At 70.2% G+C, this 25,883-nt stretch carries 23 protein-coding genes, 1 pseudogene and 1 riboswitch; of the genes and pseudogenes, 6 read left to right on the forward strand and 18 right to left on the reverse strand.

Annotated features, from left to right (window positions below; genetic code table 11):
• Positions 1-27 precede the first annotated feature (27 nt).
• Entirely contained in the window at positions 28-1,257 is a 1,230-nt protein-coding gene (locus BG482_RS20395) for an esterase family protein (RefSeq protein ID WP_069770499.1), read from the forward strand.
• Here the strand turns inward: BG482_RS20395 and BG482_RS20400 are convergent.
• The 10 genes from BG482_RS20400 to BG482_RS20445 all read right to left on the reverse strand — a co-directional run bounded on the left by BG482_RS20400 (position 1,166) and on the right by BG482_RS20445 (position 12,840).
• Complete coding sequence (locus BG482_RS20400; protein WP_069770500.1) at positions 1,166-1,822, reverse strand: trimeric intracellular cation channel family protein; 657 nt, start codon at positions 1,820-1,822, stop codon at positions 1,166-1,168. The two genes, BG482_RS20395 and BG482_RS20400, sit on opposite strands and share 92 nt — an antisense overlap.
• A gap of 56 nt (positions 1,823-1,878) precedes the next feature.
• Positions 1,879-3,270 (reverse strand): M1 family metallopeptidase, encoded by a 1,392-nt coding sequence (locus tag BG482_RS20405; protein ID WP_069770501.1) that lies wholly within the window; start codon positions 3,268-3,270, stop codon positions 1,879-1,881.
• A gap of 96 nt (positions 3,271-3,366) precedes the next feature.
• Complete coding sequence (locus BG482_RS20410; protein WP_069770543.1) at positions 3,367-4,806, reverse strand: dipeptide ABC transporter ATP-binding protein; 1,440 nt, start codon at positions 4,804-4,806, stop codon at positions 3,367-3,369.
• Positions 4,807-4,823: 17 nt separating this feature from the next.
• The gene (locus tag BG482_RS20415; RefSeq protein ID WP_069770502.1) at positions 4,824-5,921 is read right to left on the reverse strand and encodes an ABC transporter ATP-binding protein; all 1,098 of its coding nucleotides are present in this window, start codon (positions 5,919-5,921) and stop codon (positions 4,824-4,826) included.
• The gene (locus BG482_RS20420; protein WP_069770503.1) at positions 5,918-6,916 is read right to left on the reverse strand and encodes an ABC transporter permease; all 999 of its coding nucleotides are present in this window, start codon (positions 6,914-6,916) and stop codon (positions 5,918-5,920) included. Before BG482_RS20420 ends, BG482_RS20415 begins: the two co-directional genes overlap by 4 nt.
• A 142-nt stretch (positions 6,917-7,058) precedes the next feature.
• A complete protein-coding gene (locus BG482_RS20425) occupies positions 7,059-8,855 on the reverse strand; it encodes an ABC transporter substrate-binding protein (RefSeq protein ID WP_069770504.1) in 1,797 nt (598 codons plus the stop codon).
• Positions 8,856-8,946: 91 nt separating this feature from the next.
• Positions 8,947-9,954: an ABC transporter permease gene (locus BG482_RS20430; RefSeq protein WP_069770505.1), complete on the reverse strand. Its 1,008-nt coding sequence runs from the start codon at positions 9,952-9,954 to the stop codon at positions 8,947-8,949.
• A 312-nt stretch (positions 9,955-10,266) separates the two neighbouring features.
• The gene (locus tag BG482_RS20435) at positions 10,267-11,061 is read right to left on the reverse strand and encodes an enhanced serine sensitivity protein SseB C-terminal domain-containing protein (RefSeq protein WP_069770506.1); all 795 of its coding nucleotides are present in this window, start codon (positions 11,059-11,061) and stop codon (positions 10,267-10,269) included.
• Positions 11,062-11,287: 226 nt separating this feature from the next.
• Entirely contained in the window at positions 11,288-12,082 is a 795-nt protein-coding gene (locus BG482_RS20440) for an enhanced serine sensitivity protein SseB (RefSeq protein WP_069770507.1), read from the reverse strand.
• A gap of 47 nt (positions 12,083-12,129) precedes the next feature.
• Positions 12,130-12,840, reverse strand: coding sequence for an AAA family ATPase (locus BG482_RS20445; protein WP_107450651.1), 711 nt, complete (start codon positions 12,838-12,840; stop codon positions 12,130-12,132).
• A 177-nt stretch (positions 12,841-13,017) separates the two neighbouring features.
• A riboswitch (glycine riboswitch) is annotated at positions 13,018-13,117 on the forward strand.
• Between the two features lie 179 nt (positions 13,118-13,296).
• Between BG482_RS20445 and gcvT the strand changes: the two genes are divergently transcribed.
• The 5 genes from gcvT to BG482_RS20470 all read left to right on the forward strand — a co-directional run bounded on the left by gcvT (position 13,297) and on the right by BG482_RS20470 (position 18,502).
• On the forward strand, positions 13,297-14,424 hold the full coding sequence (gene gcvT, locus BG482_RS20450; RefSeq protein ID WP_069770509.1) for a glycine cleavage system aminomethyltransferase GcvT: 1,128 nt from the start codon (positions 13,297-13,299) through the stop codon (positions 14,422-14,424).
• 177 nt (positions 14,425-14,601) lie between these two features.
• Complete coding sequence (gcvH, locus tag BG482_RS20455; RefSeq protein WP_069770510.1) at positions 14,602-14,979, forward strand: glycine cleavage system protein GcvH; 378 nt, start codon at positions 14,602-14,604, stop codon at positions 14,977-14,979.
• A gap of 14 nt (positions 14,980-14,993) precedes the next feature.
• Entirely contained in the window at positions 14,994-16,277 is a 1,284-nt protein-coding gene (glyA, locus tag BG482_RS20460) for a serine hydroxymethyltransferase (RefSeq protein ID WP_069770511.1), read from the forward strand.
• Between the two features lie 161 nt (positions 16,278-16,438).
• A complete protein-coding gene (locus BG482_RS20465; RefSeq protein ID WP_069770512.1) occupies positions 16,439-17,806 on the forward strand; it encodes an L-serine ammonia-lyase in 1,368 nt (455 codons plus the stop codon).
• Positions 17,807-17,899: 93 nt separating this feature from the next.
• Positions 17,900-18,502: a DUF4328 domain-containing protein gene (locus tag BG482_RS20470; RefSeq protein WP_069770544.1), complete on the forward strand. Its 603-nt coding sequence runs from the start codon at positions 17,900-17,902 to the stop codon at positions 18,500-18,502.
• A 27-nt stretch (positions 18,503-18,529) separates the two neighbouring features.
• On the opposite strand, the gene BG482_RS20475 is transcribed toward BG482_RS20470, so the two are convergent.
• From BG482_RS20475 to BG482_RS20515, 8 genes and pseudogenes are all read right to left on the reverse strand, one after another.
• Positions 18,530-19,132 carry a GNAT family N-acetyltransferase gene (locus BG482_RS20475; protein ID WP_069770513.1) on the reverse strand — a complete coding sequence of 201 codons (603 nt, stop codon included), beginning with the start codon at positions 19,130-19,132 and terminating at the stop codon, positions 18,530-18,532.
• A 195-nt stretch (positions 19,133-19,327) separates the two neighbouring features.
• Complete coding sequence (locus BG482_RS20480; protein ID WP_069770514.1) at positions 19,328-19,990, reverse strand: NADPH-dependent F420 reductase; 663 nt, start codon at positions 19,988-19,990, stop codon at positions 19,328-19,330.
• 199 nt (positions 19,991-20,189) lie between these two features.
• Positions 20,190-20,402, reverse strand: a complete 213-nt coding sequence (locus BG482_RS20485) for an EF-hand domain-containing protein (protein ID WP_069770515.1) — start codon at positions 20,400-20,402, stop codon at positions 20,190-20,192.
• A 324-nt stretch (positions 20,403-20,726) separates the two neighbouring features.
• The gene (locus BG482_RS20495; protein ID WP_069770517.1) at positions 20,727-21,911 is read right to left on the reverse strand and encodes a YncE family protein; all 1,185 of its coding nucleotides are present in this window, start codon (positions 21,909-21,911) and stop codon (positions 20,727-20,729) included.
• Positions 21,911-22,733: pseudogene (locus BG482_RS20500) on the reverse strand (polysaccharide deacetylase family protein). Before BG482_RS20500 ends, BG482_RS20495 begins: the two are co-directional and overlap by 1 nt.
• An 82-nt stretch (positions 22,734-22,815) precedes the next feature.
• Complete coding sequence (locus BG482_RS20505) at positions 22,816-23,319, reverse strand: ATP-binding protein (protein ID WP_069770518.1); 504 nt, start codon at positions 23,317-23,319, stop codon at positions 22,816-22,818.
• 288 nt (positions 23,320-23,607) lie between these two features.
• Entirely contained in the window at positions 23,608-24,375 is a 768-nt protein-coding gene (locus BG482_RS20510; RefSeq protein ID WP_069770519.1) for an enoyl-CoA hydratase/isomerase family protein, read from the reverse strand.
• A gap of 100 nt (positions 24,376-24,475) precedes the next feature.
• Positions 24,476-25,729, reverse strand: coding sequence for an Ig-like domain-containing protein (locus BG482_RS20515; RefSeq protein ID WP_069770520.1), 1,254 nt, complete (start codon positions 25,727-25,729; stop codon positions 24,476-24,478).
• Positions 25,730-25,883: the final 154 nt, after the last annotated feature.

Below are 25,883 nucleotides of genomic sequence, written 5' to 3' on the forward strand. Positions count from 1 at the left end.
GACGCCTCGTTTTCCCTCTGCTAAGGCATGAGCCTCACCGGGACTCCGTTCCTCTACACCCTGATCGCGCTGTCCGCCGTCGCCGTCGTGCTGCCGCTGCTGCTGTGGTCGCGACTGCGCGGACCGCGGGTCCTGCGCGCCGCGGCCCGGATCATGATGCTGCTGTTCGCCCAGACCACGGCCGTGAGCCTGGTCTTCGTTCTGGTCAACAACGCCAACAACCTGTACGACACCTGGGACGACCTCCTGGGCACCGGCACCCATGTGCAGCAGGCCGCCGACCTGGGGGCCGACGGCACCGGCGGCATCGCGCTGGACAGACTGCCCAAGGTGAGACAGAAGTTCACCCCGGTGAACGGCGCGGCGATGCACGCGGCCGGCGGTGTGCGTGTCACCCAGGTGCAGGGCCGGGTCTCCGGCGTGAACGCCGAGGTCTACGTCTGGCTGCCCCCGCAGTACAACGAGCCGGCCTACAAGCACCTTGCGTTCCCCGTCGTGGAGCTGCTGCCGGGCTACCCGGGCTCCGCCAAATCCTGGTACGGGACGCTGCACGTGCACGAGCAACTCGCCCCGCTGATGCGCGAGGGCAAGATCGCGCCGTTCATCCTGGTCGCCCCGCGGACCACCCTGCTGCCCGGCGTGGACACCGGTTGCGCCAACGTCGCCGGCACCGTCAACGCCGACAGCTGGCTCAGCATCGACGTCCCGAAGATGGTCACGGACAACTTCCGGGTCCTGCCGGCGCCCAAGGGGTGGGCGGTGGCCGGGTACTCGGCGGGAGGCCACTGCGCGACCAAGCTCGCGGTGGCCCACCCCAACCGCTACCGGGCTGCGGTGAGCCTGTCCGGGTACAACGACCCGATCATCGAGCACAACTCCCTCGCCGCGCAGGACTCGGCGCTGCGCCGGGCGAACAACCCGTACCTGCTGCTGGGCAAGGCCGCCGTCCCGCCGTCGGTGGCGCTGTACCTCTCGGGCCAGCCGCACGACGGTTACGAGGCGGCCATGGCCCTGCGGCGGGAGGCGAAGGCGCCGACGACCGTGCGCGTCGTGTACATCCCGTCCAACGCGGGCGGGCACACCATGGAGCTGTGGCGGCCGCAGGTGGTGCCGGCGTTCCGCTGGCTGACGACGCAGATGGGCCAGCACGCGATCGCCGGGACGTCTACTCCTCACGCACCGTCGAGCGGCGGTTCCAAGCACGCGGAGCTCGCCAGTGGAACCGCATCGCGAGCAACCGAAGGACGAAAGCGGTGACCGCGGCCACCCCGCTGGCCAGCGGGGTGAGCATGTCGTAGCGGATGCACAGCGCCACCATGGCGGCGCCGGCCATCGCTGGGACCGCGTAGAGATCGCGGTCCCAGCGCAGCAGCGAGGGCACCTCGTTGGCCAGCACGTCGCGCAGCACGCCGCCGCCGACAGCTGTCGCGATCCCCAGGGCCGCCGACGCGGTCAGGTTCAGCCCGTAGGCGTACGCCTTCGTCGTCCCCGTGACGCAGAACAGGCCGAGGCCCGCCGCGTCGAAGACGTTGACGCCCAGCTGGATGCGCTCCACCTGCGGATGCAGGAAGACGACCAGCAGGGCGGCGAGCAGCGGCGTGAGGAAGTACCCCAGATCGGTGAAGGCGGCCGGGGGCACCGCCCCGATCACCAGGTCCCGGAACACGCCGCCGCCCAGCGCGGTGACCTCGGCGAGCATGGCGATGCCGAACACGTCGAAGTTCTTGCGGACGGCGAGCAGCGCGCCCGAGATGGCGAAGACGAAAATGCCGATCAGGTCGAGCGTGTGCTGGACGGAGGGGCTGAAGATTTGCTGGAGCACCCCTATATTCTCACCCAGCACGAACCCTTGGCCTTACATTACAAGGCGGGCCGGCTTCACAGGGACGGTTTTCCCGGAGTGAAGAGCCAGGTCTGGAAGAGGTCGTCGAGCTGTCGCCCGGAGACCTTCTCGGCGAGGCGGATGAAGTCGCCGGTCTCCGCGTTGCCGTAGCGGTGCAGTCTGGTCCAGGCGGGCAGCAGTGCGAAGAAGGCCTTGTCGCCGATCCGCTCGCGCAGGACCTGGAGGGTCATCGCGCCGCGCTGGTAGACCGCGGAGGCGAACATGGTGTCGCGCTGGGGGTCGCCGACGGCCGTCTGCCAGAAGGCGTTGCCGGCGGGGCGGGCGTTGTAGCCGGCCAGGAAGGAGTCGTGCGCCGAGCGGGTGCCCTGGTGCTCGGCCCACAGCCACTGGGCGTAGGTGGCGAAGCCCTCGTTGAGCCAGATGTCCTTCCAGTGGGCCACCGACACGGAGTCGCCGAACCACTGGTGAGCCAGCTCGTGCACGATGGTGGACTCGCTGCGGACGGCCGAGTACGCCGGCTTGGACTGCACCTCCAGGGAGAAGCCGGCCTGCGGCATGTCGTCGACGATCGCGCCGGTCTCCTCGAAGGGATACGGCCCGAAGACCTTCGACCAGTAGTCGGTGGCCGCGGCGGTGACGGCGTACACATCCACGCTGTTGCTGTTCGCGAGCACCGGGTCGATCGCGACGTAGATCGGGGTGCCGCCGGGCGTCGTCCCGGTCCGCACGTCGAACTTCCCGATGGTGGCGGTCGCGAGATACGTGGCCATCGGCTTCGTCTCGCGCCAGTGGGTGTACGTCGAGGCGCCCTTGTCGTACGTCGAGACCAGCCGGCCGTTGGAGACCGCGGTCAGGCCCCGGGGCGCCTTGATCCGGATGTCGTAGGCGGCCTTGTCGGAGGGGTGGTCGCTGGACGGGAACCAGGTGGAGGCGGCGTTGGGCTCGCAGGCCACGAACACGCCGTCGGCCGTCTTCATCCAGCCGTAGGCGGATCCGAAGACGATGGGGCCGCTGAGAGGCTCGGGGACGCCGCCGTAGGTGACGGACACCTCGAAGGTCCGCCCCTTGCGGATCGCTCCGCGCGGGGTGATCCGGATCTCGTCGCCCGTGCGGGTGAACTGCGCCTTTCTGCCGTCCACTTCGACCCGGGAGACCTCCAGCTTCTGCAGGTCCAGGTCGAAGGACGACAGGCTCTGGGTGGCGCGGGCGGTGATCGTCGTACGGCCGTCGAGGCGGTCGGTGCCGGGGTCGTAGGCGAGGGCGAGGTCGTAATGGCGGGCGTCGAAGCCGCCGTTGCCGAGCTGCGGGAAGTAGGCGTCGCCGATTCCGTCGGCGCCCGGGGTGGGGGCGGAGGAGGCGGCGATGACGAGGAAGGAGGCCGCCGCTGTCGCGAGGGCCCCCCAACGTGCCGAACGGGAGAGTGCCATGTGTCGTCCCTTCGAGCGCGTGCCGTGGTACCGGACGCGGACGACTCTGCACTCTCCCGTTAAGGCATGTACATGACTTTACTAACTCGTCATGCCCTACTTGTCAGTTGACTCCTGGCCTTCGGTCTCGGGGACGTCGGCCACCTCGGCGGACTCGGCCTTCGCGACCTCGGCCGGCTCCACGACCTCCGCTGCCTGGACCTCGGCCGGTGCGACGACCTCCGCCTTCGCGACCTCGGCCGGCTCCACGACCTCCGCTGCCTGGACCTCGGCCGGTGCGACGACCTCCGCCTTCGCGACCTCGGCCGGCTCCACGACCTCCGCTGCCTCGACCTCGGTGGGCTCGGCTGCCGCGACGGACTCGGAAGCCGCCTCGGCCGCCAGCGCCGCCGACGTCTCCGCCGACTCCGCGAGCACCTCGTCGGCCACCAGCTCCGCCGCCTCCTTCGCGGCGGTCAGCAGGACGGTGTCCTGCGGGGCCTGGTCCTCGAAGTTCTCCGGGTGGTGGCAGGCGACCTGCTGACCGGTCCGCAGCTCGACGAGGACCGGCTCGGTGGTCTTGCAGATCTGCGTCGCCTTCCAGCACCGGGTGTGGAACCGGCAGCCGCTCGGCGGGGAGATCGGCGAGGGCACGTCGCCCTTGAGCAGGATCCGCTCGCTCTTGGCGTTCTTGCGCCGCGGGTCCGGGATCGGCACCGCCGACATCAGCGCCTTGGTGTACGGGTGCATCGGCGACTTGTAGAGCAGGTCGCGGTCGGCGAGCTCGACGATCTTGCCGAGGTACATCACCGCGATGCGGTCCGAGACGTGCCGCACGACCGAGAGGTCGTGCGCGATGATCACGTACGTGAGGCCGAGCTCCTGCTGGAGGTCGTCGAGCAGGTTCACGACCTGGGCCTGGATCGACACGTCCAGCGCCGAGACCGGCTCGTCGGCCACGACCAGCTTCGGGTTCAGCGCGAGTGCGCGGGCGATGCCGATGCGCTGGCGCTGGCCGCCGGAGAACTCGTGCGGGTAGCGGTTGTAGTGCTCGGGGTTGAGCCCCACGACCGACAGCAGCCGCTGCACCTCCTTCTTGATGCCGCCCTCGGGCTCGACGCCCTGGAGCTTGAAGGGAGCGCCGACGATCGTGCCGATGGTGTGCCGCGGGTTCAGCGACGAGTACGGGTCCTGGAAGATCATCTGCACGTCGCGGCGCAGCGGACGCATGCCGTTGACGCCGAGGTGCGTGATGTCCTTGCCCTGGAACTCGACCTTGCCGCCGGTCGGTTCGAGCAGCCGGGTGATCAGCCGGCCCATCGTGGACTTGCCGCAGCCGGACTCGCCCACGACGCCGAGGGTTTCGCCGGAGCGGACCTCGAAGTCGATGCCGTCGACCGCGTGCACCGCCCCGACCTGCCGCTGGAGCAGGCCCTTCTTGATGGGGAAGTGCTTCTGCAGCCCGGTCACCTTCAGCAGGACCTCGCCGGGAGCGGCGCCCTTGGTGAGGGTCGCGCCCTCCGCCTTCGGGCCGTCGGCCTGCGCGGGAATCGTCACCGCTTTCTCGTCGTCACTCACAGCTTCGGCGCAATCTCTTCGGTCCAGATACGCTCCCGCTGCTCCTTGCCCAGGTGGCAGGCGGCCCAGTGCCGGCTGCCGACCTCGGCCAGCTCGGGCCGGACGGTGCGGGTGACGTTGTCCTTCGGGAGGTCCGCGTACGGGCAGCGCGGGTTGAAGGCGCAGCCGGACGGGATGTTGATCAGCGAGGGCGGGGAGCCCTTGACCGGGATCAGCCGTTCCTGCTGGTCGCGGTCCAGTCGCGGCATCGAGCCGAGCAGTCCCCAGGTGTAGGGGTGCCGGGGCTCGTAGAAGACCTCCTCGGCCGGCCCCCGCTCGACGCAGCGGCCGCCGTACATCACCAGGATGTCGTCGGCGAGTTCGGCGACGACGCCCAGGTCGTGGGTGATGACGATGACCGCGGAGCCGAACTCCTTCTGCAGGTCGCGGATGAGGTCGAGGATCTGCGCCTGGACGGTCACGTCCAGGGCGGTCGTCGGCTCGTCCGCGATCAGCAGCTCGGGGTTGTTGACCAGCGACATCGCGATCATCGCGCGCTGGCGCATACCGCCGGAGAACTCGTGCGGGTAGCTGTCCACGCGCTTGTCCGGCTGCGGGATGCCCACCCGGTCGAGCATCTCGACCGCACGGCGCTTGGCGGTCTTCTTGTCGACGGGGTGGTGGATCCGGTACGCCTCCACGATCTGCTGGCCGATCGTGTAGTACGGGTGCAGCGCCGACAGCGGATCCTGGAAGATCATCGCCATCTCGCGGCCGCGGAGCTTGCGCACGTGGTCCGGGTCGGCGGACAGCAGCTCGGTGCCGTCCAGCCAGATCTCGCCGGAGATCTGGGCCTTGCGCTTGCCGTACTGGCCGGCGGTGTGCAGGCCCATGATGCCCAGCGAGGTCACGGACTTGCCGGAGCCGGACTCGCCCACGATGCCGAGGGTCTTGCCCTTCTCCAGCTGGAAGCTGAGCCCGTCGACGGACTTGACCAGGCCGTCGTCGGTCGGGAAGTGCACCTTGAGGTCGCGCACTTCGAGGAAGGACGTCGGCGCGGGCGAAGCGGGGGTGGGCTCGCCCACGGCCGCTCCGCTCTTGCTCAGTTCGGTCACGAGAGCCTCACTCGGGGGTCGATCACGGCATACAGGATGTCCACCACGAGGTTGGCGACGAGCACCGCGAGAGAAGTGATCAGGGTGACGCCCAGGATGATGGGCAGGTCCTGGTTCTTGATGGCGTTGAGCACCGCCTGGCCGAGGCCGGGGAGGCTGAACGCCGTCTCGGTCAGGATGGCGCCGCCGATCAGGGCGCCCAGGTCCATTCCGAGCATGGTCAGCAGCGGGGTCATCGTGGAGCGCATGGCGTGCTTGCCGATGACCGTCTTCTCCTTGAGGCCCTTGGCGCGGGCGGTGCGGATGTAGTCCTCGCCGAGGATCTCCAGCATGGTCGCCCGGGTGATGCGCGCATACATCGCCGCGTAGAGGAAGGCGAGGGTGACCCACGGCAGGATCATGCCGCCGAACCAGCCGCTGAAACTGGTCTCCAGGGGTACGAACTGCCCGTCGAACAGGTCGAGTCCGTACACGAAGATCGACAGCGCGACCATGCCGGTGAAGTAGATCGGGAGGGAGACGCCCGAGAGCGCGATCACCATCGCGCCGCGGTCCCAGAGGCTGCCCCGCTTGAGCGCGGAGAGCACACCCGCCGAGACGCCGATGATCAGCCACAGCACGGCGGCGCCGAGCGCGAGCGCGAGCGTCACCGGGAAGCGGTCGGTCAGCACCGGCCAGACGGCCTGCTCGCTGCGGAAGGAGTAGCCGAAGCAGGGAGCGGCACAGTGGATGCTGTCGCCGCCGCCCGTGTAGGTGCGTCCGGCGAAGATCCCCTTGAAGAACTCCCAGACCTGCGCGTAGATCGGGTCGCCCAGACCCAGCTTCTCGCGCACGCCCTCGACTGCGGCCGGGTCGGCCTGCTTGCCCACGAAGCTCAAGGCGATGTCGACGCCGGCCCACTTGGGGATGAGGAAGAAGATGCCGAAGACCACCATGACGATGACCACGAGCATCACTGCGGCGGCGAACAACCGCCTGATGAGGTAAGCGAGCACAGCTCTCGGCCCGCTGCGGACCGCGGGCCACCCGCGGGCTCCTCCACTGTCTTGTGGACGTGGGAGGTGCCCCCAGATGACCCGCGATCACGCCGCGCCGGCCTTCACCTGCCTTTCGTGCCGTTCGGCGGGTGTGCCGGGACTACTTCTTCGGGTTCTTCAGACCGAGGTTCACGAAGTCGTACTGACCGCTGTAACCGTCGGTGGTGTAGACGTTCGCCAGGTTGTCCGAGCGCCAGTTGATGAACCGCTCGAAGACGAAGGGCAGGTAGTACGCGCCCTCCATCACCTTGTGGTTGATCTCCGTGGCGATCTTGGTCTTGCCGGCGTCGTCCAGGGTGGTGACGTACGAGTTGAACAGGCCGTCGATGGCCTTGTCCTTGATGAGCGCGTAGTTGTTGTTACCGCTCTGCGAGATGTACTTGCTGTCCCACAGCGGCAGACCGAAGCCCTGGACGGACGGGAAGTCCGGACCCCAGCCCATGATGATGATGCCGTAGCCCTTCTTCTGCACGTTCGAGGGGCTGCCGATGATGCCGGCGGTCTGCGAGCCGTCGTACTGGTCGATCTCGGCGGTGATGCCGATCTTCTTCAGCGACGCCTGCAGCGACTGGGCGGTGGCCACCTCGACCGGCTTGTTGTTGCGGACCGCGATGGTGGTCTTGAAGCCGTTCGGCTGACCGCACGCCTTCAGGGCCGCCTTGGCGTCGGCCGCGTTGCCGTTCTTGTTGTCGCCGGCGAGCTTGTACGGGTCGTACTTCTGACCCTCGGCGCCCGGGACGGACGGCGGCAGCATGTTGGTGCCGATGTCGCCACCGGCGACCGGGCCGCCGCGCGCGGTCTGCAGCGACACGTGGTCGGCGCCGAGGATGACGGCCTTGCGGCACTCGATGTTGTCGAACGGCTTCACGCTCTGCGGGAAGACCGCGTAACGGACGTAGCCGGAGACCGGGTTGTCCAGGTTGGCCTTGTGCTGCTTCAGGGCGGTGGTGCGGCCCTGCGGCGACATGCCGGTCTGGTTCAGGTCGAGGTCCAGGTCACCGTTGAGCAGACGCTGGTCGAGCTGGTTGGCGTCCGAGAAGAACTTGATGGTGATCTCGTCCGGGTAGGCCTTGCGGAGCGGGTCCGAGGCCTGCTTCCAGGAGGTGTTGCGGACCAGCTTGAGGTCCTTGCCCGGGCTGTACGAGTCGAACTTGTACGGACCCGAGGAGAACGGCTTCAGGCCGTACTTGGCCTTGGTGTCCATGTCCTGGCGGACCGGCGAGGCCGAGACCAGGGCCAGCATCTCCTCGAAGTCCGAGTTGGCCTGCGGGAGGTGGAAGACGATGGTCTTGTCGTCCGGCGTGTCGATCGCCTTCAGACCCAGCTTGTCCGCGGACGTGTCCTTGTAGGGGCCCTTGTACTCGCCCTTCGGGTCGAGGACGTCCTTAAGGTACGTCGGACCGCCGGACAGCACGTCCTGCGCCCACACGCGCTCGATGCCGTACTTCACGTCCTTCGACGTGATCGGCTTGCCGTCCTCCCACGTGACGCCGTCACGCAGGGTGTACGTGTACGTCTTGCCGCCGTCCGTGACCTTCGCGGTCGCGGTGGCGAGGTCCGGAGTGATCTCGGCGCCCGCCGCGCCCGGCTCGGCCTTGTTCGTGACCAGCTGACGGCTGTAGTAGCGGGCGAAGTTCCACATCATGCCGTAGTAGCCACGCGTGGTGTCCCACGAGTCGGCGTCCTGCGCGGCACCGAACTTCAGCGTGCCGCCCTTCTTGGCGGCGGAGGCCTGGGCGACCTTGTTGTTCGCGGCGTCGAAGCCGGCGGCACCGGTGCTCGAGCCCTTGTCGTCGTCTCCGCCACCGCCGCACGCCGCCGTGGTCAGCAGCGCGGCGACCGCGGCGGCAGCGGCAAGTGCCTGCTTCCGCCGCCCTGAGGTGCGTTGGGTAGTCACGATCTCGGATCCTCCGGATAGATGAGAGCCCCCGTGTGAGGCCACGGGACGGTTGGGGCGCCGTGGTTCGGCGTTGTCGCTGTTCGGCGGTTCAGCGGGAGGCCTTCGGGTCCAGCGCGTCCCGGACGCCGTCGCCGAAGAGGTTGAAGGCCAGCACGGTGATGAAGATCGCCACACCGGGGACCACCATGTACATCGGGTCCGACTCGTAGTAGTCGATCGCGCTCGAGAGCATCTGTCCCCACGAGGCGGTGGGCGGCTTGACGCCGACGCCCAGGAAGCTGAGCGCGGCCTCGGTGAGGATGTTGGTGGGGATCATCATCGTCGTGTACACGACGATCGGGGCGACCAGGTTGGGCAGCAGTTCCTTGAACAGGATGTACAGCCGACCGGCGCCCAGCGACCGTGCGGCCTCGACGTACTCGCGTTCGCGCAGCGAGAGCGTCTGGCCGCGCACCACGCGTCCGATGTAGGGCCAGCCGAAGAAGCCGATCACGAGGATCATCACGAAGACGCGCACGTTGGAACCGGACAGCCCCAGCATGTTGCTCGGCATGACGGAGACCAGGGCGATGATGAACAGCAGCTGCGGGAAGGCGAGCAGACCGTCCATCACCCGGCTGATGGCGGAGTCGACCCAGCCGCCGAAGAAGCCGGCGAGGATGCCGAGCACCGTTCCGATGATCACGGCCACCACGGCGGACAGGAAGCCGACCAGCAGCGAGATCCGGGCCCCGTAGAGGATGCGGGCGAAGATGTCGCGGCCGTTGACCGGCTCGACGCCGAGCAGGTGGTCGCCGCTGATGCCGCCCAACGAGCCCGTGGGCGTGCTGAACAGCGGGTCGATGAGGTTCTCGTGGTACTCGTTCGGGTCCTGCCCGAGGAGGCTCGTGATGACGGGCGCGAGCAGCGCCACCACCACGAGGAGGAGCACCACGATTCCGCCCGTGAGGGCGAGCTTGTCCCGCTTGAGGCGCTCCCAGGCGATCCGGCCCAGGGAACGGCCCTGAACGGCCTTGGCGTCGCCAACGGCGACCGCCGCTTCCTCGGCCGCGCTCGGGGCCGCTTCCGCGGTCGGCTCGTGCAATGGTGCCGTCATCTGGCAGGGACCCCTCTCAACCGGCGGTAGCCGGCCCGCACTTGCCGCTGTAGCGGCGTGATCAGTCCGTAATACGCAGGGGATAAGTCCCCTGGAGCGGGAGTCTTCAACGCTTTGGCGATCTGTTGCCAGACTTGGCAGTGAATGGATGCGTAAACGTGATGCGGGTAGAGGGGTTCCGTTATCCGGACGGCGGGTAACGCCCCCCGGACGGGGACTTATCCGGACACATTGGGCGCGTCTATCACTTATCGCCGTTATCTACGCGCGAAGAAGTCCGACTCCTGCAGCGCGGCAGGAGCGACGAACGACTCAGTAGCGTCCGGTGGGCGGAAATCCGTAGCCGCCCGCGGGAGCCTGCGCGGGGGCGGCGGCGTGCGCCTCACGGTCGTAGAAGGGCCGCGCGTTGGCCCGCATCCACATCACGACGGGGTCGTACTCGTCGGTCATGGCGACCGTCGAGACCGGCAGTCCGTCGGGAACCGCGCCGATGGACTGCTGCATCATCGCCCGGACGGCGTCCACGGCCGGCGGGGAGGTCTCGTACACGTCCAGCCCGAGCGCCAGGTAGGGCGCGCCCAGGGCGGGCTGCACCCAGGCCCGGCGCAACGCGCGGACCACCGGGGTGCGGTGGGCGTTCTGCGCGAGCAGGGCGTAGAACTGCGGGATCTCGATGCCGGGCTCGGACATCCGCAGCGGGCCGGCCGGCTGGCGCTCCAGACCGGTGGCGATACGGCGCAGATCGAGCCAGGGGATGCCCATGCCGCCGCCGGGGGCGTGCGGGTTCAGCCAGAGGCCGTAGTGGTCGGGGTAGAGCGTGCGGGCCGCGTCCAGTCCGTCGATGACCTCGTACGACCTGTTCCAGCCGCTGGCGCTGAGCTCCTGGGCGGAGGTCACGCACGGCGCGTAGCCGTGGCCGTCGACCTCCATGTTCCCGTACTGCGCGTCCGGGGAGCCGGCCTGGCCGTGCCACAGCAGCATCCAGACCTGGCCGGAGGAGGGGGTCGCGAGCGCGCGCAGGAGCGCCTCGTAGGCGTCGTAGCGCCCGGGCGTGACCTGGCGCAGCATGTGCTCGACCTGACCGGTCGCGATGCCGCTGGCGCTCACCTGTACCGCCCCTTCTTCTGTGTTGCCCCGCGTCGGAGTCCAGCTTAAGCGCCCAAGGGGTCGGGGGGCGTGGCGCGTTGGCGGGTGCGGTTCGTTTGTGACCGGGCGGCCCCGTGGAGGAGCCGCCGGCGGCCGCGGCCGCGCGCCCCCGAGGCCGCCTTCCGCCCGTGCGCCGGGGCCGCCGTCGGCCCGTGCTCCCGGCCTCGCCGTCGGCCCGCGCGACGGGCTAGTGCAGCCGCGTGTAGAAGGGGCGCACCCGCTCCTTCATCCACTCCCCCACCGGGTCCTGGGCCACGTCCAGCAGCACCAGGTTGACGGGCCAGGGCGCCGACGTCGCGCCCAGCGCCCGGCCCAGGGCCTCCAGCGGCAGGGCGCGCAGGTCGCCCTCCCACTGGGAGAGCTCCACGCCGACGAACATCACCGGGTCCGCGGTCTCGATCACGGCCAGGCAGCGGCGGGCCGTGCGGACCACGCCGACCGCCTCGAACTCCGCGGAGGCCGCGGCCAGGAAGTCGACGGGGTCGTCCTGCCAGTCGGGCTCGTAGAGGCGGACCCGGCCGCCGCTCGCCGGACCGTCCAGGGCGGTGCGGCCCGCCCGGCACAGCTCGGCCACGGCCGGCGGAGGCAGCGGGACGCCGACCACGCCGTCCGGGTTGACCAGGATGCCGACCTGCGGGGGCAGCCCCCGGGCGAACTCCACGGCCGGGGCGACCGTGAACGACATGTGCGCGCCGGCGACCTGGCGGAACTGCTCCTCGGAGCTGAAGACCGGCACGTACACCTGGCCTTCGAGCTCCAGCGTGGGCAGGTCGAGAGCGCCGCTGTGCGGGCCGCCGCCGCTGGGCAGCGGCACCCAGACGAAGCTGCGGCCGAGCACCTCCACGATCCGGCCGCCGGCTTCCGGCACGCCGAGGGAGACGGAGAGCACCTCCTCCAGCTCGTTGCCGGGCCATCCGCCGTGCGAATGGTGGTGCGCCTGCGCCGGGAAATCCGTCGGGAAGTCTGCCGGGGGGAAATCCATCTGCCTACCGCCTGCTGAGAACCGCTCACTCTGCTGTGGCTGAAAGGCTAGCGGGTGCCGAGGGGGTCGGTTCGGCCCGCGAAGCCGATCCGCCGCAGGACGTCGGCCGCGGACCGGTCGAGGAGGACCGCCGCACCGCATCCCTCGGGCAGTCGCCCCGACTCCACCGAGCGCAGCAGCCGGGCCGCCGCGCGGCGGTGCCGCAGGAAGGCGTAGCGCGACACGCCCCGGCCGCGCTCGCGCTGGCCCTCCCGCGCCGTCGCCGGGCCGACGTCGAGGAGGATCAGATGGAGCGTGCCGCCCCGGCGGCGGGCCGCGCGCGCCAGCCAGACGCGGACCCAGGTCTGCGTACCGCAGTCGTGCACGACGACGCCCTCGCCGCCGCGCAGGGCGCGGCGCAGTCCGGCGTAGTGGGAGAGCCGCACGAAGGGGCGGTAGAGGGCGTAGGGCAGGAGGCGGGGCATACGGGCGTCCCAGCGGTCGCGGGTGTCCTGGGAGTCGATGCGGACGCCGGCCACGGTCCGCTGCATCAGCGTGGACTTGCCGCTGCCGGGCAGACCCGTCACCACGACCAGGTCACGGGGGCCGAAGAGCAGGCCGTGCGGGCTGCGGCCGGCTCGTTCGCGCAGGTCGCGGACGACGGGCGCGGGCCGCGGGCCGCACGCCGCACGGGCCCGGGGGCCGGGCTGGGCGGGCAGCGCGACCCCCGCGCCGGTCGCGAACGCCGTGGTCCTCGCCGTGCTCGTCGTCCTGTTCACCGTGATCGTCCTCCCCTGGGGTCAGGTGTTCCTCATCCCCGCCAAGCGTAAAGAGAAGGTAATGCGCGGTGCCTCGCGTTTTCGTGCGCGTACCGACACAAGCCGGTTACAGATACGGCCTGCCGCGATCGGGGCGAGCCGTGCGATGATGGCCGCGCCAACTGCATACCGGCCGTTTGAATCCGCGCGGGAGAGTCCTCAGCAGCAGCTTCGCTGGGGCGCCGAAGGAGCAAGTCCCTCCCTTGAATCTCTCAGGCCCCGTTACCGCGCGGGCGAGGCACATCTGAAAAGCGGGTCGCCCCCGGGCGGCTCCACCCACGGTGCAAGTCACGATCTTCGCGATCATGGCGAACCTCTCAGGTTCCGATGACAGATGGGGAGGAACGACCTCGCCATCCCCCACGCCCGGATCCGCTCGCGCGGGGGGACCCCATTGCCCTGGGAGACGACCGACCGATGAGCAGTACCGAATCCACGGCCGTGCGCCGCACCGCGCTCGACGCCCTGCATCGCTCGCTCGGCGCGACGATGACCGACTTCGCCGGCTGGGACATGCCCCTGCGCTACGGCTCCGAGCGCGACGAGCACAACGCCGTCCGCACGCGTGCCGGGCTCTTCGACCTCTCGCACATGGGCGAGATCACGGTGAGCGGCCCGCAGGCGTCCGAGCTCCTGAACTTCGCGCTGGTCGGCGACCTCGCGGCGGTGGGCACGGGCCGCGCCCGCTACACCATGATCTGCCGGGCCGACGGCGGCATCCTGGACGATCTGATCGTCTACCGGCTCGCCGAGAGCGAGTACATGGTCGTCGCCAACGCCTCCAACGCCCAGGTCGTGCTCGACGCGCTCGTGGAACGTTCCGCGGACTTCGACGCCGAGGTCCGCGACGACCGGGACGCCTACGCGCTGATCGCCGTCCAGGGCCCGCAGTCCCCCGGCATCCTGAAGTCGCTGACCGACGCCGATCTCGACGGCCTGAAGTACTACGCCGGTCTGCCCGGCGCCGTCGCCGGCGTCCCCGCGCTCATCGCGCGCACCGGCTACACCGGCGAGGACGGCTTCGAGCTGTTCGTGAAGCCGGAGCACGCCGTCGAGCTGTGGCAGGCGCTGACCGAGGCCGGCGAGGGCGTCGGACTGGTCCCCTGCGGGCTGTCCTGCCGGGACACGCTGCGCCTGGAAGCGGGCATGCCGCTGTACGGGCACGAGCTGAGCACCTCCCTCACCCCGTTCGACGCCGGGCTCGGCCGCGTGGTGAAGTTCCAGAAGGACGGCGACTTCGTGGGCCGCGAGGCGCTCGCCGCGGCGGCCGTCCGGGCCGAGGAGAAGCCGCCGCGCGTCCTGGTCGGCCTGGTCGCCGAGGGACGTCGCGTCCCGCGCGCCGGGTACGCGGTCGTCGCCGGCGGCGAGGTGATCGGCGAGGTCACCTCCGGCGCCCCCTCCCCCACCCTCGGCAAGCCGATCGCGATGGCGTACGTCGACGCGGCCCACGCGGCGCCGGGGACCCCGGGCGTCGGCGTGGACATCCGCGGGGCGCACGAGCCGTACGAGGTCGTGGCGCTGCCGTTCTACCGGCGTCAGAAGTAGACGCCGGGCGCGCCCCGCGCCCATGCGTGAGACTGCGCCCATGCGTGAGACTGCGACGCATGAGACAGCGATCCGTGAGACCACGATGCGTGAGACTGCGCACATTCTCGCTGCTCACGCACGTCTTCAGCCGTCCCCCTTCATCAGCACTCCCCCGCGTACAGGAGAATTCAGGCCATGAGCAACCCCCAGCAGCTGCGCTACAGCAAGGAGCACGAGTGGCTGTCGGTCGTCGAGGACGGCGTCTCGACGGTCGGCATCACGGAGCACGCGGCCAACGCGCTCGGCGACGTGGTCTTCGTCCAGCTCCCGGAGGTCGGTGACGCGGTGACCGCGGGCGATTCCTGCGGCGAACTGGAGTCCACGAAGTCGGTCAGCGAGCTGTACGCCCCGGTCACCGGTGAGATCACCGAGGTCAACCAGGACGTCGTCGACGACCCGGCGCTGGTGAACTCCGCCCCCTTCGAGGGCGGGTGGCTGTTCAAGGTACGCGTCACGGACGAGCCGGGCGACCTGCTCACCGCCGACGAGTACACCGCCTACACCGCCGGCTGAGGAGTCGTAGACGCATGTCCGTCCTGAACACGCCCCTGCACGAGCTCGACCCGGAGATCGCCGCCGCGGTCGACGCCGAGCTGAACCGCCAGCAGTCCACGCTCGAGATGATCGCCTCGGAGAACTTCGCTCCGCTCGCCGTCATGGAGGCGCAGGGCTCGGTCCTGACCAACAAGTACGCCGAGGGCTACCCGGGCCGCCGCTACTACGGCGGCTGCGAGCACGTGGACGTCGCCGAGCAGATCGCGATCGACCGGATCAAGGAACTGTTCGGCGCCGAGTACGCCAACGTGCAGCCGCACTCGGGGGCGTCCGCCAACCAGGCCGCCCTGTTCGCGCTGGCCCAGCCCGGCGACACCATCCTCGGTCTCGACCTGGCGCACGGCGGCCACCTGACCCACGGGATGCGGCTGAACTTCTCCGGCAAGCAGTTCGACGTGGTCGCCTACCACGTGGACTCCGCGACCGGCCTGGTCGACATGGCCGAGGTCGAGAAGCTCGCCAAGGAGCACCGACCCAAGGTGATCATCGCGGGCTGGTCGGCGTACCCGAGGCAGCTGGACTTCGCCGAGTTCCGCAGGATCGCCGACGAGGTCGAGGCGTACCTGTGGGTGGACATGGCGCACTTCGCGGGCCTGGTCGCGGCGGGTCTGCACCCGAACCCGGTCGAGTACGCCGACGTCGTCACCTCCACCACCCACAAGACGCTGGGCGGCCCCCGGGGCGGTGTCATCCTCGCGAAGAAGGAGTTCGCGAAGAAGCTGAACTCGTCCGTCTTCCCCGGCTTCCAGGGCGGCCCGCTGGAGCATGTGATCGCCGCCAAGGCGGTGTCCTTCAAGGTCGCGGCCTCGGAGGACTTCAAGGAGCGCCAGCGCCGTACAGTGGACGGTGCGCGGATCCTCGCCGAGCGTCTGACGGCCGACGACACGCGCAAGGCGGGTGTGAACGTCCTGTCCGGCGGCACGGACGTGCATCTGCTCCTGGTCGACCTGCGCGAGTCGGAGCTCGACGGGCAGCAGGCCGAGGACCGTCTCCACGAGGTCGGCATCACCGTCAACCGCAACGCGGTCCCGAACGACCCGCGGCCTCCGATGGTCACCTCGGGACTGCGGATCGGCACGCCGGCCCTGGCGACCCGCGGCTTCACCGCCGAGGACTTCGCGGAGGTCGCGGACGTGATCGCGCGGACGCTGACGGCGCCCTCGCCCTTCGCGGAGGCCGACCGTGCGGAGCTGAAGGCCCGGGTCACGGCCCTGGCCGACAAGCACCCGCTGTACCCCGGCCTGAACAAGTCCTGATCAGGTCCTGAAACCAGGCCTGATCAGGCTGTGAACCCGTCCTGATCCGTCCTGGACGAGCACGTCCCCGGTGGGGCGCCCGTCCTCGTGAACCGGCGTCCGGCATCCGGCACCCCCGTCCGGGTGCGGGCGCCCCACCACCCCCGTCTTGAGGAGTACCCGTGGCCATCTCGGTCTTCGACCTGTTCTCGATCGGCATCGGCCCGTCCAGCTCCCACACGGTCGGCCCGATGCGCGCGGCGCGGATGTTCGCGCGGCGCCTGCGCAATGAGGGCCTGCTGGAGGCCACCGCGTCGGTCCGCTGCGAGCTGTACGGTTCGCTCGGCGCCACCGGCCACGGCCACGGCACCCCCAAAGCGGTCCTGCTCGGTCTGGAGGGCTCCTCCCCCCGCACCGTGGACGTCGCGGGAGCCGACGACCGGGTCGAGCAGATCAGGCAGTCCTCGCGGCTGCGGCTGCTGGGCAGCCACGAGATCCCGTTCTCCTTCGGCGACGACCTGGTGCTGCACCGCCGCAAGGCCCTGCCCTACCACGCCAACGGCATGACGGTGTGGGCCCACGACGCCTCGGGCGCGGAACTGCTGTCCAAGACGTACTACTCGGTCGGCGGCGGGTTCGTCGTGGACGAGGACGCGGTCGGCGAGGACCGCATCAAGCTCGACGACACGGTGCTGAAGTACCCCTTCCGCACCGGCGACGAGCTGCTGCGCCTGACGCAGGAGACCGGCCTGTCGATCTCCTCCCTGATGCTGGAGAACGAGCGCGCCTGGCGCACGGAGGACGAGATCCGGGCCGGGCTGCTGGAGATCTGGCGCGTGATGCAGTCCTGTGTGTCCCGTGGCATGTCCCAGGAGGGCATCCTGCCGGGCGGTCTGCGGGTGCGCCGCCGCGCCGCCATGACGGCCCGTCAACTGCGCGCGGAGGGCGACGCGTTGGCCCACTCGATGGAGTGGATCACGCTGTACGCGATGGCGGTCAACGAGGAGAACGCGGCCGGCGGCCGGGTGGTGACGGCCCCCACGAACGGCGCGGCCGGCATCATCCCCGCGGTCCTGCACTACTACATGAACTTCGTGCCCGGCGCGGACGAGGACGGCGTGGTCCGCTTCCTCCTCGCGGCCGGCGCGATCGGCATGCTGTTCAAGGAGAACGCGTCCATCTCGGGCGCCGAGGTCGGATGCCAGGGCGAGGTCGGCTCGGCCTGCTCCATGGCGGCGGGCGCACTGGCCGAGGTCCTCGGCGGCTCCCCCGAGCAGGTCGAGAACGCGGCCGAGATCGGCATGGAGCACAACCTCGGCCTCACCTGCGACCCGGTCGGCGGCCTGGTCCAGATCCCGTGCATCGAGCGCAACGGCATGGCCGCGGTGAAGGCGGTCACGGCGGCCCGCATGGCTATGCGCGGCGACGGCTCGCACAAGGTGTCCCTGGACAAGGTCATCAAGACGATGAAGGAAACGGGCGCCGACATGAGCGTCAAGTACAAGGAGACGGCCCGCGGCGGGCTGGCGGTGAACATCATCGAGTGCTAGGCCCGTCCGGACGCAGGTGGAGCGGGCAGCCCTATGATCACTCCGCTCAGGCGTCCGCCGGGCCGCGCACGCCTCCGAGACAGGCCGAAGACGATGACAGGCACCGCCCGTAGAGCTCCCTGGATCCTTGCCCGCTCCGCACAGGGGGCGACAGCGGCGGCGGCCGTGGCGGACGCCTTCCGCGCGGCGGCCGTCCGGGATCACCACCTGCGCCCCACGGATGCGTCCCTGCACAGGTCGGGCTTCGTCTCCATGATCTTCGTCTATCTGATGACCCTTGCGGTCGCGCTGTTCCTCGTGTGGCTCGCCCGGTCCCGGGGCAACGCCCAGGAGTTGTCCCCCGGGGCCCCGGTCCCGGGTCGGGGATGGACGATCGGCGCGTGGTTCATACCGGTGGTCAACTTCTTCGTCCCGCGCCGGCTCGTCCTGGACATCGGAAGCGCGAGCTCCGCGTCGTGGGGGCGGAAGCGGGACACGACCCTGGTGAACCTGTGGTGGGCCGCCTGGATCGCGCACGCGGTGGTGCTCGTGGCGGGGAGTCGGGTGGCCCCGGGGTCGATGGCCTTCCTCGTGGTGGCGGAGACGTTCATGATCGCGGCGGCCGTGCTGCTGGGGCTCGTCATCGAGCGCGTCACGACGTTGCAGAGCGCCGCGCTCGGCGCCGGCGTCCCGGTCGCCCCTCCCGCCCGGACCTGAGACAGGCACCTCCCCGGTGCACTCCCCTCAGCGAGGTGACTCGCCGGGCCCGGCGCCGTCCTGATCGGTCCCGGCGGGGGCGACCTCCCGGGCGAGCACCGCGTACACGTACTCGCTGCCCCAGCCGCGGTCGTCGCGGTCGTTCTCGATCAGATGCGCTTCACGGCGCATCGACAGCCGCTCGCAGATCCGCACGGAGGCCGTGTTGTCGACGTCGACCCGGGCGAACAGCCGGTGCACGCCGAGCTGGTGAAAGGCCACGTCGCGCAGGGCGAGGGACGCTTCCGCGGCATAGCCCCGGCCCCCGTGGTCCGGATGGAGGACCCACCCGATCTCCGCCTGCCTGGCGTACGCGCTCGACAGGGTGACCTGCACCTCGCCGATCACCCCCGGGGTGTCGCGGCGGCACACCGCCAGCGTGAGGTTGTCGCCGTCCTCCTTCCAGTGGGTGCCCTGTGCGATGCGCTCGACGACCTCGGCGCAGCGGGCGCGGTCGCGCGGCGGCCGGTAGAGGAACCTGGCCACTTCGGGCAGTCCCTGATACGCGTGCACGGCGTCGACGTCGTCCACCGTGAACAGACGCAGAACCAGCCGATCGGTCGTCACCGGCTGGGAGATCGCGAAATTCATGGGCGCAGCTCCCCCGTTCATAGGATTGACACCCCATCATGGCGGGACAGTTCGTCGGACGCGGCCCGGACGCCGTCCGGCGTTCCGGTCCGGGATCATGAGCGTCGCGCCCGGCGGGGGCGTGGTGCGGCCCGGGGACCCGATCGCGGTCGAGTCGCCCGACGGGCCGCCCCCGTCCCCCTGAACGTCGTCCGGCTAGCCGCGGAACGCCGCCGGACGCTGCGGGCTCGCCTCCGCCAGCGCCTTGGTGACCGCCTCGACCCCGGCCTGCAGGCCGTAGACGGGGGTGTCGGGCTGCTGGCGCCAGGAGTCGTCGATGCCGCCCGCGTCGACGGTGTCGAAGCCGAGCTCGTCGATCAGGGCGCGCACCTTCGCCTTCGCCGCCTCGTCGTCGCCGGCGACCGGCAGCGCGATGCGGCCGGGGTCGCCGGCCGGCAGCGGGCGGTCCAGGATGTCCTGGGCGTAGGTGCCGTTGAAGGCCTTGATCACGGGGTGGCCGAGCCCGCGCTCGACCCAGCGGCTCTCGGTGAGGCCCTCGTCCTCGATCGCCGCGATCCGGCCGTCGCGCTGCTGCGGGTAGTAGTTGTTGGTGTCGATGACGACCACGCCGTCGGCCGCCCCGTCCAGGACGCCGGACGGCAGGTTCGGGACCGCCTTCAGCGGGACCGTGACCACCACGATCTCGGCGTCGCGTGCCGCTTCCCCGACGGCGACGGGGGTCGCCCCCGTCTCCTTCGCGAGGTCCGTGAGCGTCTGCGGGCCACGGGAGTTCGCGACCGCGACGTCGTGGCCGAGGGCGGTGAGACGCCGGGTGAGGTTGCCGCCGATGTTGCCCGCGCCGATGATGCCGATCTTCATGACAGGTCCTGCCTTCCGATGCGATCCGAGGTCGATGAGCGATCCGTATCAATGCACATGCATGCGTCTGGACGGCGTCAACCTCGCACTCCGCGGAACTATTCCGCTCCCGTGCGGCGGCCTTCGGACGGGAAGGGGGGCGCCGCACAGGCGGCGCCCCCCCTTCAGCTCAGCCCGGCTCAGCCCGGCTCAGCCCGGCTCACTTGTCGAGGTGAGCCCAGAACTCGTCGAACGACAGAACCTTGTCGCCGTTGAGGTCACGGCTCTTGATGATGACCTCGGCCACCGACTCCGTGACGTTCCAGTCGCCCCCCTGGGCCAGCGCGGTCTTGAACTCGGCCGCGGTGATGTAGCCGTCACCGTCCGTGTCGATCCGCTGGAACTGCTTGCGCGCCTCTTCGATGTCGGCCACCGATCCGCCCCTCTTGACGATGCCTTGCGGTCATACGTGCTGTCTTGCTGTCCTACTGACGCAGGTCAGATTAACGGCCCCGTGGAGTGCGCAGCGCGGCGACCACCCAGGAGAACTCCTCGTCATGGCTCCGCGGACAGCCGTGACCGGCGACGAGGAAGGACAACACCCGGTAACGGGCCACGCGTTCGTCGGCGGCGGCCGTCGGACGCTCCGGGGCGACGGCCCGGTCGGCGTCGCCGAGCGGTCGCGCGGACGCGCTCGGCCTCCGGGCCGCCGGGGGCGGGACCGGGTGACGACTCAGGGGGCGGCGGGCCGCCACACCTAGCGGAAGACGCCCGTGTGGCCGAGGGAGTAGCGGCCGGGCTGGGGGTAGACGGCGAGGCCGTGCGGTCCGCTGCCGACCTTGATGCGGGCGAGCTGGCGTCCGGTGCCGGTGTCGATGGCGTACACCTCGGAGTTGTACCGGCCCGACAGCCACAGGACCTTGCCGTCCGCCGAGACGCCGCCCATGTCGGGGCTGCCGCCCTGCGGGAGGCTCCACTTCTTGGTGAGGGCGTCGGCGCGGAAGTCGAAGACGGAGACGGTGCCCTCGCCGCGGTTGGACACGTACATCTCGTGCGAGTCGCGGCTGACGTACAGCCCGTGGCAGCCCTTGCCGGTGTGCAGGAACCGTGGCGTGCCGAACGTGTCGCCGTCGACGATCCACATCCCGTCGGCCTTCATGTCCGCGACATAGAAACGCTTCCCGTCGGGCGAGACCTTGACGTCCTGCGGCATCGCGCCATGGAACGGCAGCTTCTGCTGTCCGACGACCTTCATCTTCTCGGTGTCGACCTTGAGCAGCTCTCCGCTGAACTCGCAGGACACGATGAAGTACCTCCCGTCCAGCGAGAAGTCGGCGTGGTTGACGCCGTAGCAGGTGACCGGTTCGGTCTTGATGCGCTTCATGGTGTGCGGGTCGCGGAAGACGAGCTCGCGGTCGAGGGACGCCATGACGACGGCGTACTTGCCGTCGGGTGTGAAGTAGAGGTTGTACGGGTCGTGCACCTCGACCGACTTGCCGGTCTTGCCGGTCCTGGGGTCGATGGGAGTGAGGGTGTTGCCCCGGTCGTTGTTGACCCACAGCGTCTTCAGGTCCCAGGAGGGCACGACGTGCTGCGGCTGCCGCCCCACCCGGAGGGTGTCGATCACCTGGTACGTCTGCGGGTCGATGACGGAGACGGTGTCGGACTCGGTGTTGGGGACGTAGACCCGGGAGGGGAAGTCGCGGACCACCGGGGAGAGCCGGTTCGGGCGGTCGGCGGCGTAGACGTCCTTCGGGTCCAGCACGGGCGGCATGCCGGGCAGCCCGTCGACGACCGGCTTCTTCACGGCCTTCTTCGCAGGCGCGGGGACCGCGGCCCTGGTGGCGCCGTCCGGGCCGTCCTTGGCCCCGGCGCCGCAGGCGGCGAGGACGGCGAGTGCGGCGCCGGTGAGCAGGGTGCGTTTCACGAGGTTCGGATGCATCAGCCGATCAGCTCCGTGGCAGTGACCGCGCGCAGGCGGCGGCGGGCGAGTTCGTCCAGCAGGACGGGGAGGGCGGCGACCGTGTCCGCGTGACCGAAGTGCAGGCTCACGACGGACCCGTTGCGGATCTCGCCGAGGACGTTGCGGGCGACGGCGGAGGCGCCGGGCGAGGTGAAGTCGAGGGAGTCGACGTCGTAGGAGAGGACGTGCGGGTACCCGGCGCGTCGGGCCAGCCGCTCGACGAGCGGGGAGGCGCGGGCGGCGCGGGAGGGGCGGAACCAGGTGCCGATGGACCCGGTGAGCCTGCGCAGCCGCTCGGCGCACCCGGCGATCTCGGCCGTCGCCTCGGCCTCGGACATCGCGTTGACGTCGAGGTGGCGCTGGGTGTGGTTGCCGAGGTCGTGGCCGCCGTCGAGGATCCGGCGGGCGACGTCGGGGTGTTCGTCGAGCCAGGTCCCGACGGCCAGCACGGTGACCCGGGCGCCGTGCCGTTCGGCCTCGTCGAGCAGGGCGCGGGCGACGGCGGGGTCACCCTGGCCGTGGAAGGTGAGGGCGACGCGGGGCCGGTCGCGGGGACCGTGCGCGATCTGGACGGGCTGCCGGGGGAAGGCGCGCGGCGAGGGCGCCACGAGGCGGCCGGGCCGCCTTCCCGGGCGCGGTCGGCGCGAGCGAGGTCGACGCGGACGCGGGGGTGTCGCGGGCGGCGACGGCGCCGGAGGAGGCCCCGGAGGGCGAGCACGCGGCCGCGATCGCGCCTCCGGCGACGAGCCCGGCGCCCGCCCGCAGCGCGGAACGACGGTCGGATGTGGTCACCCACCCCATTTAAGGGGCGATATCCGATAATTCGGGCCATTGACGCAGCCTGCCGCCCGGCGCCTTACCCGTTCCTTGCCCGCGCGGGCCCCTACCGGTCGGCGACCCGCATCTCGAACCAGGTCGTCTTCCCCCGGGGCAGCAGGTCGACGCCCCAGCGGTCGGACAGCTTGTCGACGAGGAAGAGGCCCCGGCCGCTGACGTCGAGCTCCTGAACCGGCATCAGACAGGGCAGACCCCGTGACGGGTCGCGGACCTCGACGCGGATCCAGCCGCGCCGCCGCCGCATCCGGAGGCCGAAGACACGGGCGCCGGTGTGCCGTACGGCGTTGCCGACGAGTTCGGAGACGAGCAGGACCGCGTCCTCGGTCATCTTGGGGGTCAGTCCCCACTGGCGCAGGACGACGACCTGAGCCAGTCGGCGCGCGGTGGCGGCGGACTCGGGGCGGGACGGGAGCGAGACCTCGCCCTCCGTGGGGTTCCCGAACAACTCCAGCGCCTTGAGCGCCCGTTCGTCCTCGACCGCAGGCGACCAGCGCGCCGCGGTCGCACGGCTCTGTCCCCGCGGCTGTTCGATGCCCTCCAGCCCCGCCATGCCCCCATCATGGCCGCCCGCCGACCCCGCGGGGGCCGTTCCGCCGGAATACGCCCCCCGGACGCGAGCCCTCCCCACCAGGCGGGAGGCATATGCCGCAGGCAGGGCGACCGGCGATGCACCGGCGCCGACCTGCGAGGACGGCCCGTGCGGGGGTGATCGGTGATCACCCCCGCCAAGACAGTCTTAAGGTCGCCTTAAGGTTCCCATAAACCGCCCCTTCGGGGGACGCGGATGAGACGCCTCGTCAATTGCAAGCGATTCCCGCGACTTGAAAGGAGACACTGCTCACAGGAACTTGGCCTTGCCCGGGCCGTCCTCCACGAAGCTGCGCATGCCGGTCTCGCGGTCGGGGGTGGCGAACAGACCCGCGAACCAATTGCGTTCGACCGCCAGGCCCGTCTCGATGTCCGTCTCCAGACCGGTGTCGATCGACTCCTTGGCGGCCCGCAGGGCGATCGCCGGCCCCTGCGCCAGCCTGGCGGCCCAGGCGTGCGCCTCGGTGTACACGTCGGCGGCCGGGACGACCCGGTCCACCAGGCCGAGGGCCAGCGCCTCGTCGGCCCGCACCATGCGGCCCGTGAAGATCAGGTCCTTCGCCTTCGAGGGGCCGATCAGCCGGGCGAGCCGCTGGGTGCCGCCCGCGCCGGGGATCAGCCCGAGCTGGATCTCCGGCTGGCCCAGCTTCGCGTTGTCGCCCGCGATCCGGAAGTCCGCGCACAGCGCGAGTTCGCAGCCGCCGCCCAGCGCGTACCCGGTGACGGCCGCCACGACCGGCTTGGGGATGCGGGCGACGGCCGTGAAGGAGTCCTGCAGGGCGCGGGAGCGCAGCACCATCGCGGTGTGGTCCATCGCCTGCATCTCCTTGATGTCCGCGCCCGCCGCGAACACCTTCTCGCCGCCGTACACGACGACCGCGCGGACGTCGTCACGCCGGGCGGCCTCCTCGGCGAGCTCCTTGAGACGGTCCTGGGTGGCCACGTCCAGCGCGTTCATGGGCGGGCGGTCGAGGCGGAGTGTGCCGACGCCTTCGGCGACTTCGAGATTCACGGTCATGCCAGCAGGTTAACCACCACTAACGACGACGGGCCCGGTGCCGTAGGTCACAGCACCGGGCCCGTCGAGGAGAGCGTGCGCCCTCGAGGCGTCGTCCGCCCTACTTCTTCCACTCCGCCCAGGGGATGTTCCAGCCGTTGAGGCCGTTGGCGGGGTCGACGGTCGGGTCGGTGGAGTTCTTCACGACCACCACGTCTCCGACGATCGAGTGGTTGAAGAACCACGCGGCCGCGACGGAGCTGTCGTACCCCCCGCGGACGTCGCGCAGGCCTATGCAGCCGTGGCTGGCGTTGTAGTTGCCGAAGGCGTCGCCGCCCCAGTAGTTGCCGTGCACGAAGGTGCCGGAGTTGGTCAGCCGGATGGCGTGCGGGACGTCCTTGATGTCGTACTCGCCGTTGTAGCCGACGGTGTCGCCGTTCATCCTGGTCACGGTGAACTTCTCGCTCATGACCATCTGGCCGTTCCAGGTCGCGTAGCCCTGCTTGCCGGTGGTGACCGCGATGGTCCTGACGACCTTGCCGTTCTGCGTGACCTTCATCGTGTGCTTCTTGGCGTCCACCACGGACACCTGGTCGCGGCCGATGGTGAAGGAGACGGTCTTGGACTGCTTGCCGTAGACGCCCTTGCGGCCCTCGACGCCGTCCAGGTTCATCTGGACCGTCACCTTGGTACCGGCCTTCCAGTACTTCTCGGGACGGAAGTCGAGGCGGTCGTTGCCGAACCAGTGGCCCTCGACCTCGACGGCCGGCACGGTCGTGATCTTGATGGCCTTCTCGACGTCGTCCGGCTTGGTGATGCCGCGCGTGAAGTTGACCGAGAACGGCATGCCGACGCCGACCGTCGAGCCGTCCTCGGGCGTGAAGTTGCCGATGAAGGTGTTCTGCGGGCTCAGCGTGGTGAAGGACGAGTCCTCGGCGGCCGTCCGGCCCGCGGCGTCCTTGGCGACCGCGTGCACCTGGTACGCGGTGGACGCGGCCAGATGGGTGGCGGGCGTCCAGCCGGCGCCGTCGGCCGAGATCGTGCCCTCGATCTTCCTGCCCTTGGTGTCCTTGACGGTCACCTCGGTCAGCTTGCCCTTGGCCGCGGTGACCTTCAGAACACCGCTGGTGTCGACGTCCTTGGCGCCGGTCTTCGGGGCGACGGTGACGACCGCCTCCGACTGCTTGCTCTCCGCGGCGGTCGTCGCGCCCTTGTCACCGCCTGACTTCCCGTCGGATCCGGAGCCGGAGCCGTCACCGCCGCCGCCGCACGCCGTGACGGCGAGCAGCATTCCGCCGGCGATCAACGCCAGCCGCCTGTTGCGGCCGCGTGAGCGCCCCCCAACCGACGCCCCCGGTATCGGTCGCACGTTCAAAGTCGTTCTCCCCACTCCCCCGGGCCCTCCCCGGGCCGCACAGCGACGCGTCCCCCGCGTTCGCCGCATATTAACCACAAGGTCAGCGGCCTGGACGGGCCGAAAATGTCACCGTTCAGTCCCAACTTGGACCATGGGAAGGCGGGGAAGGTTG

This window comes from Streptomyces sp. LUP30 (genome assembly GCF_001746365.1).
GTDB lineage: Bacteria > Actinomycetota > Actinomycetes > Streptomycetales > Streptomycetaceae > Streptomyces.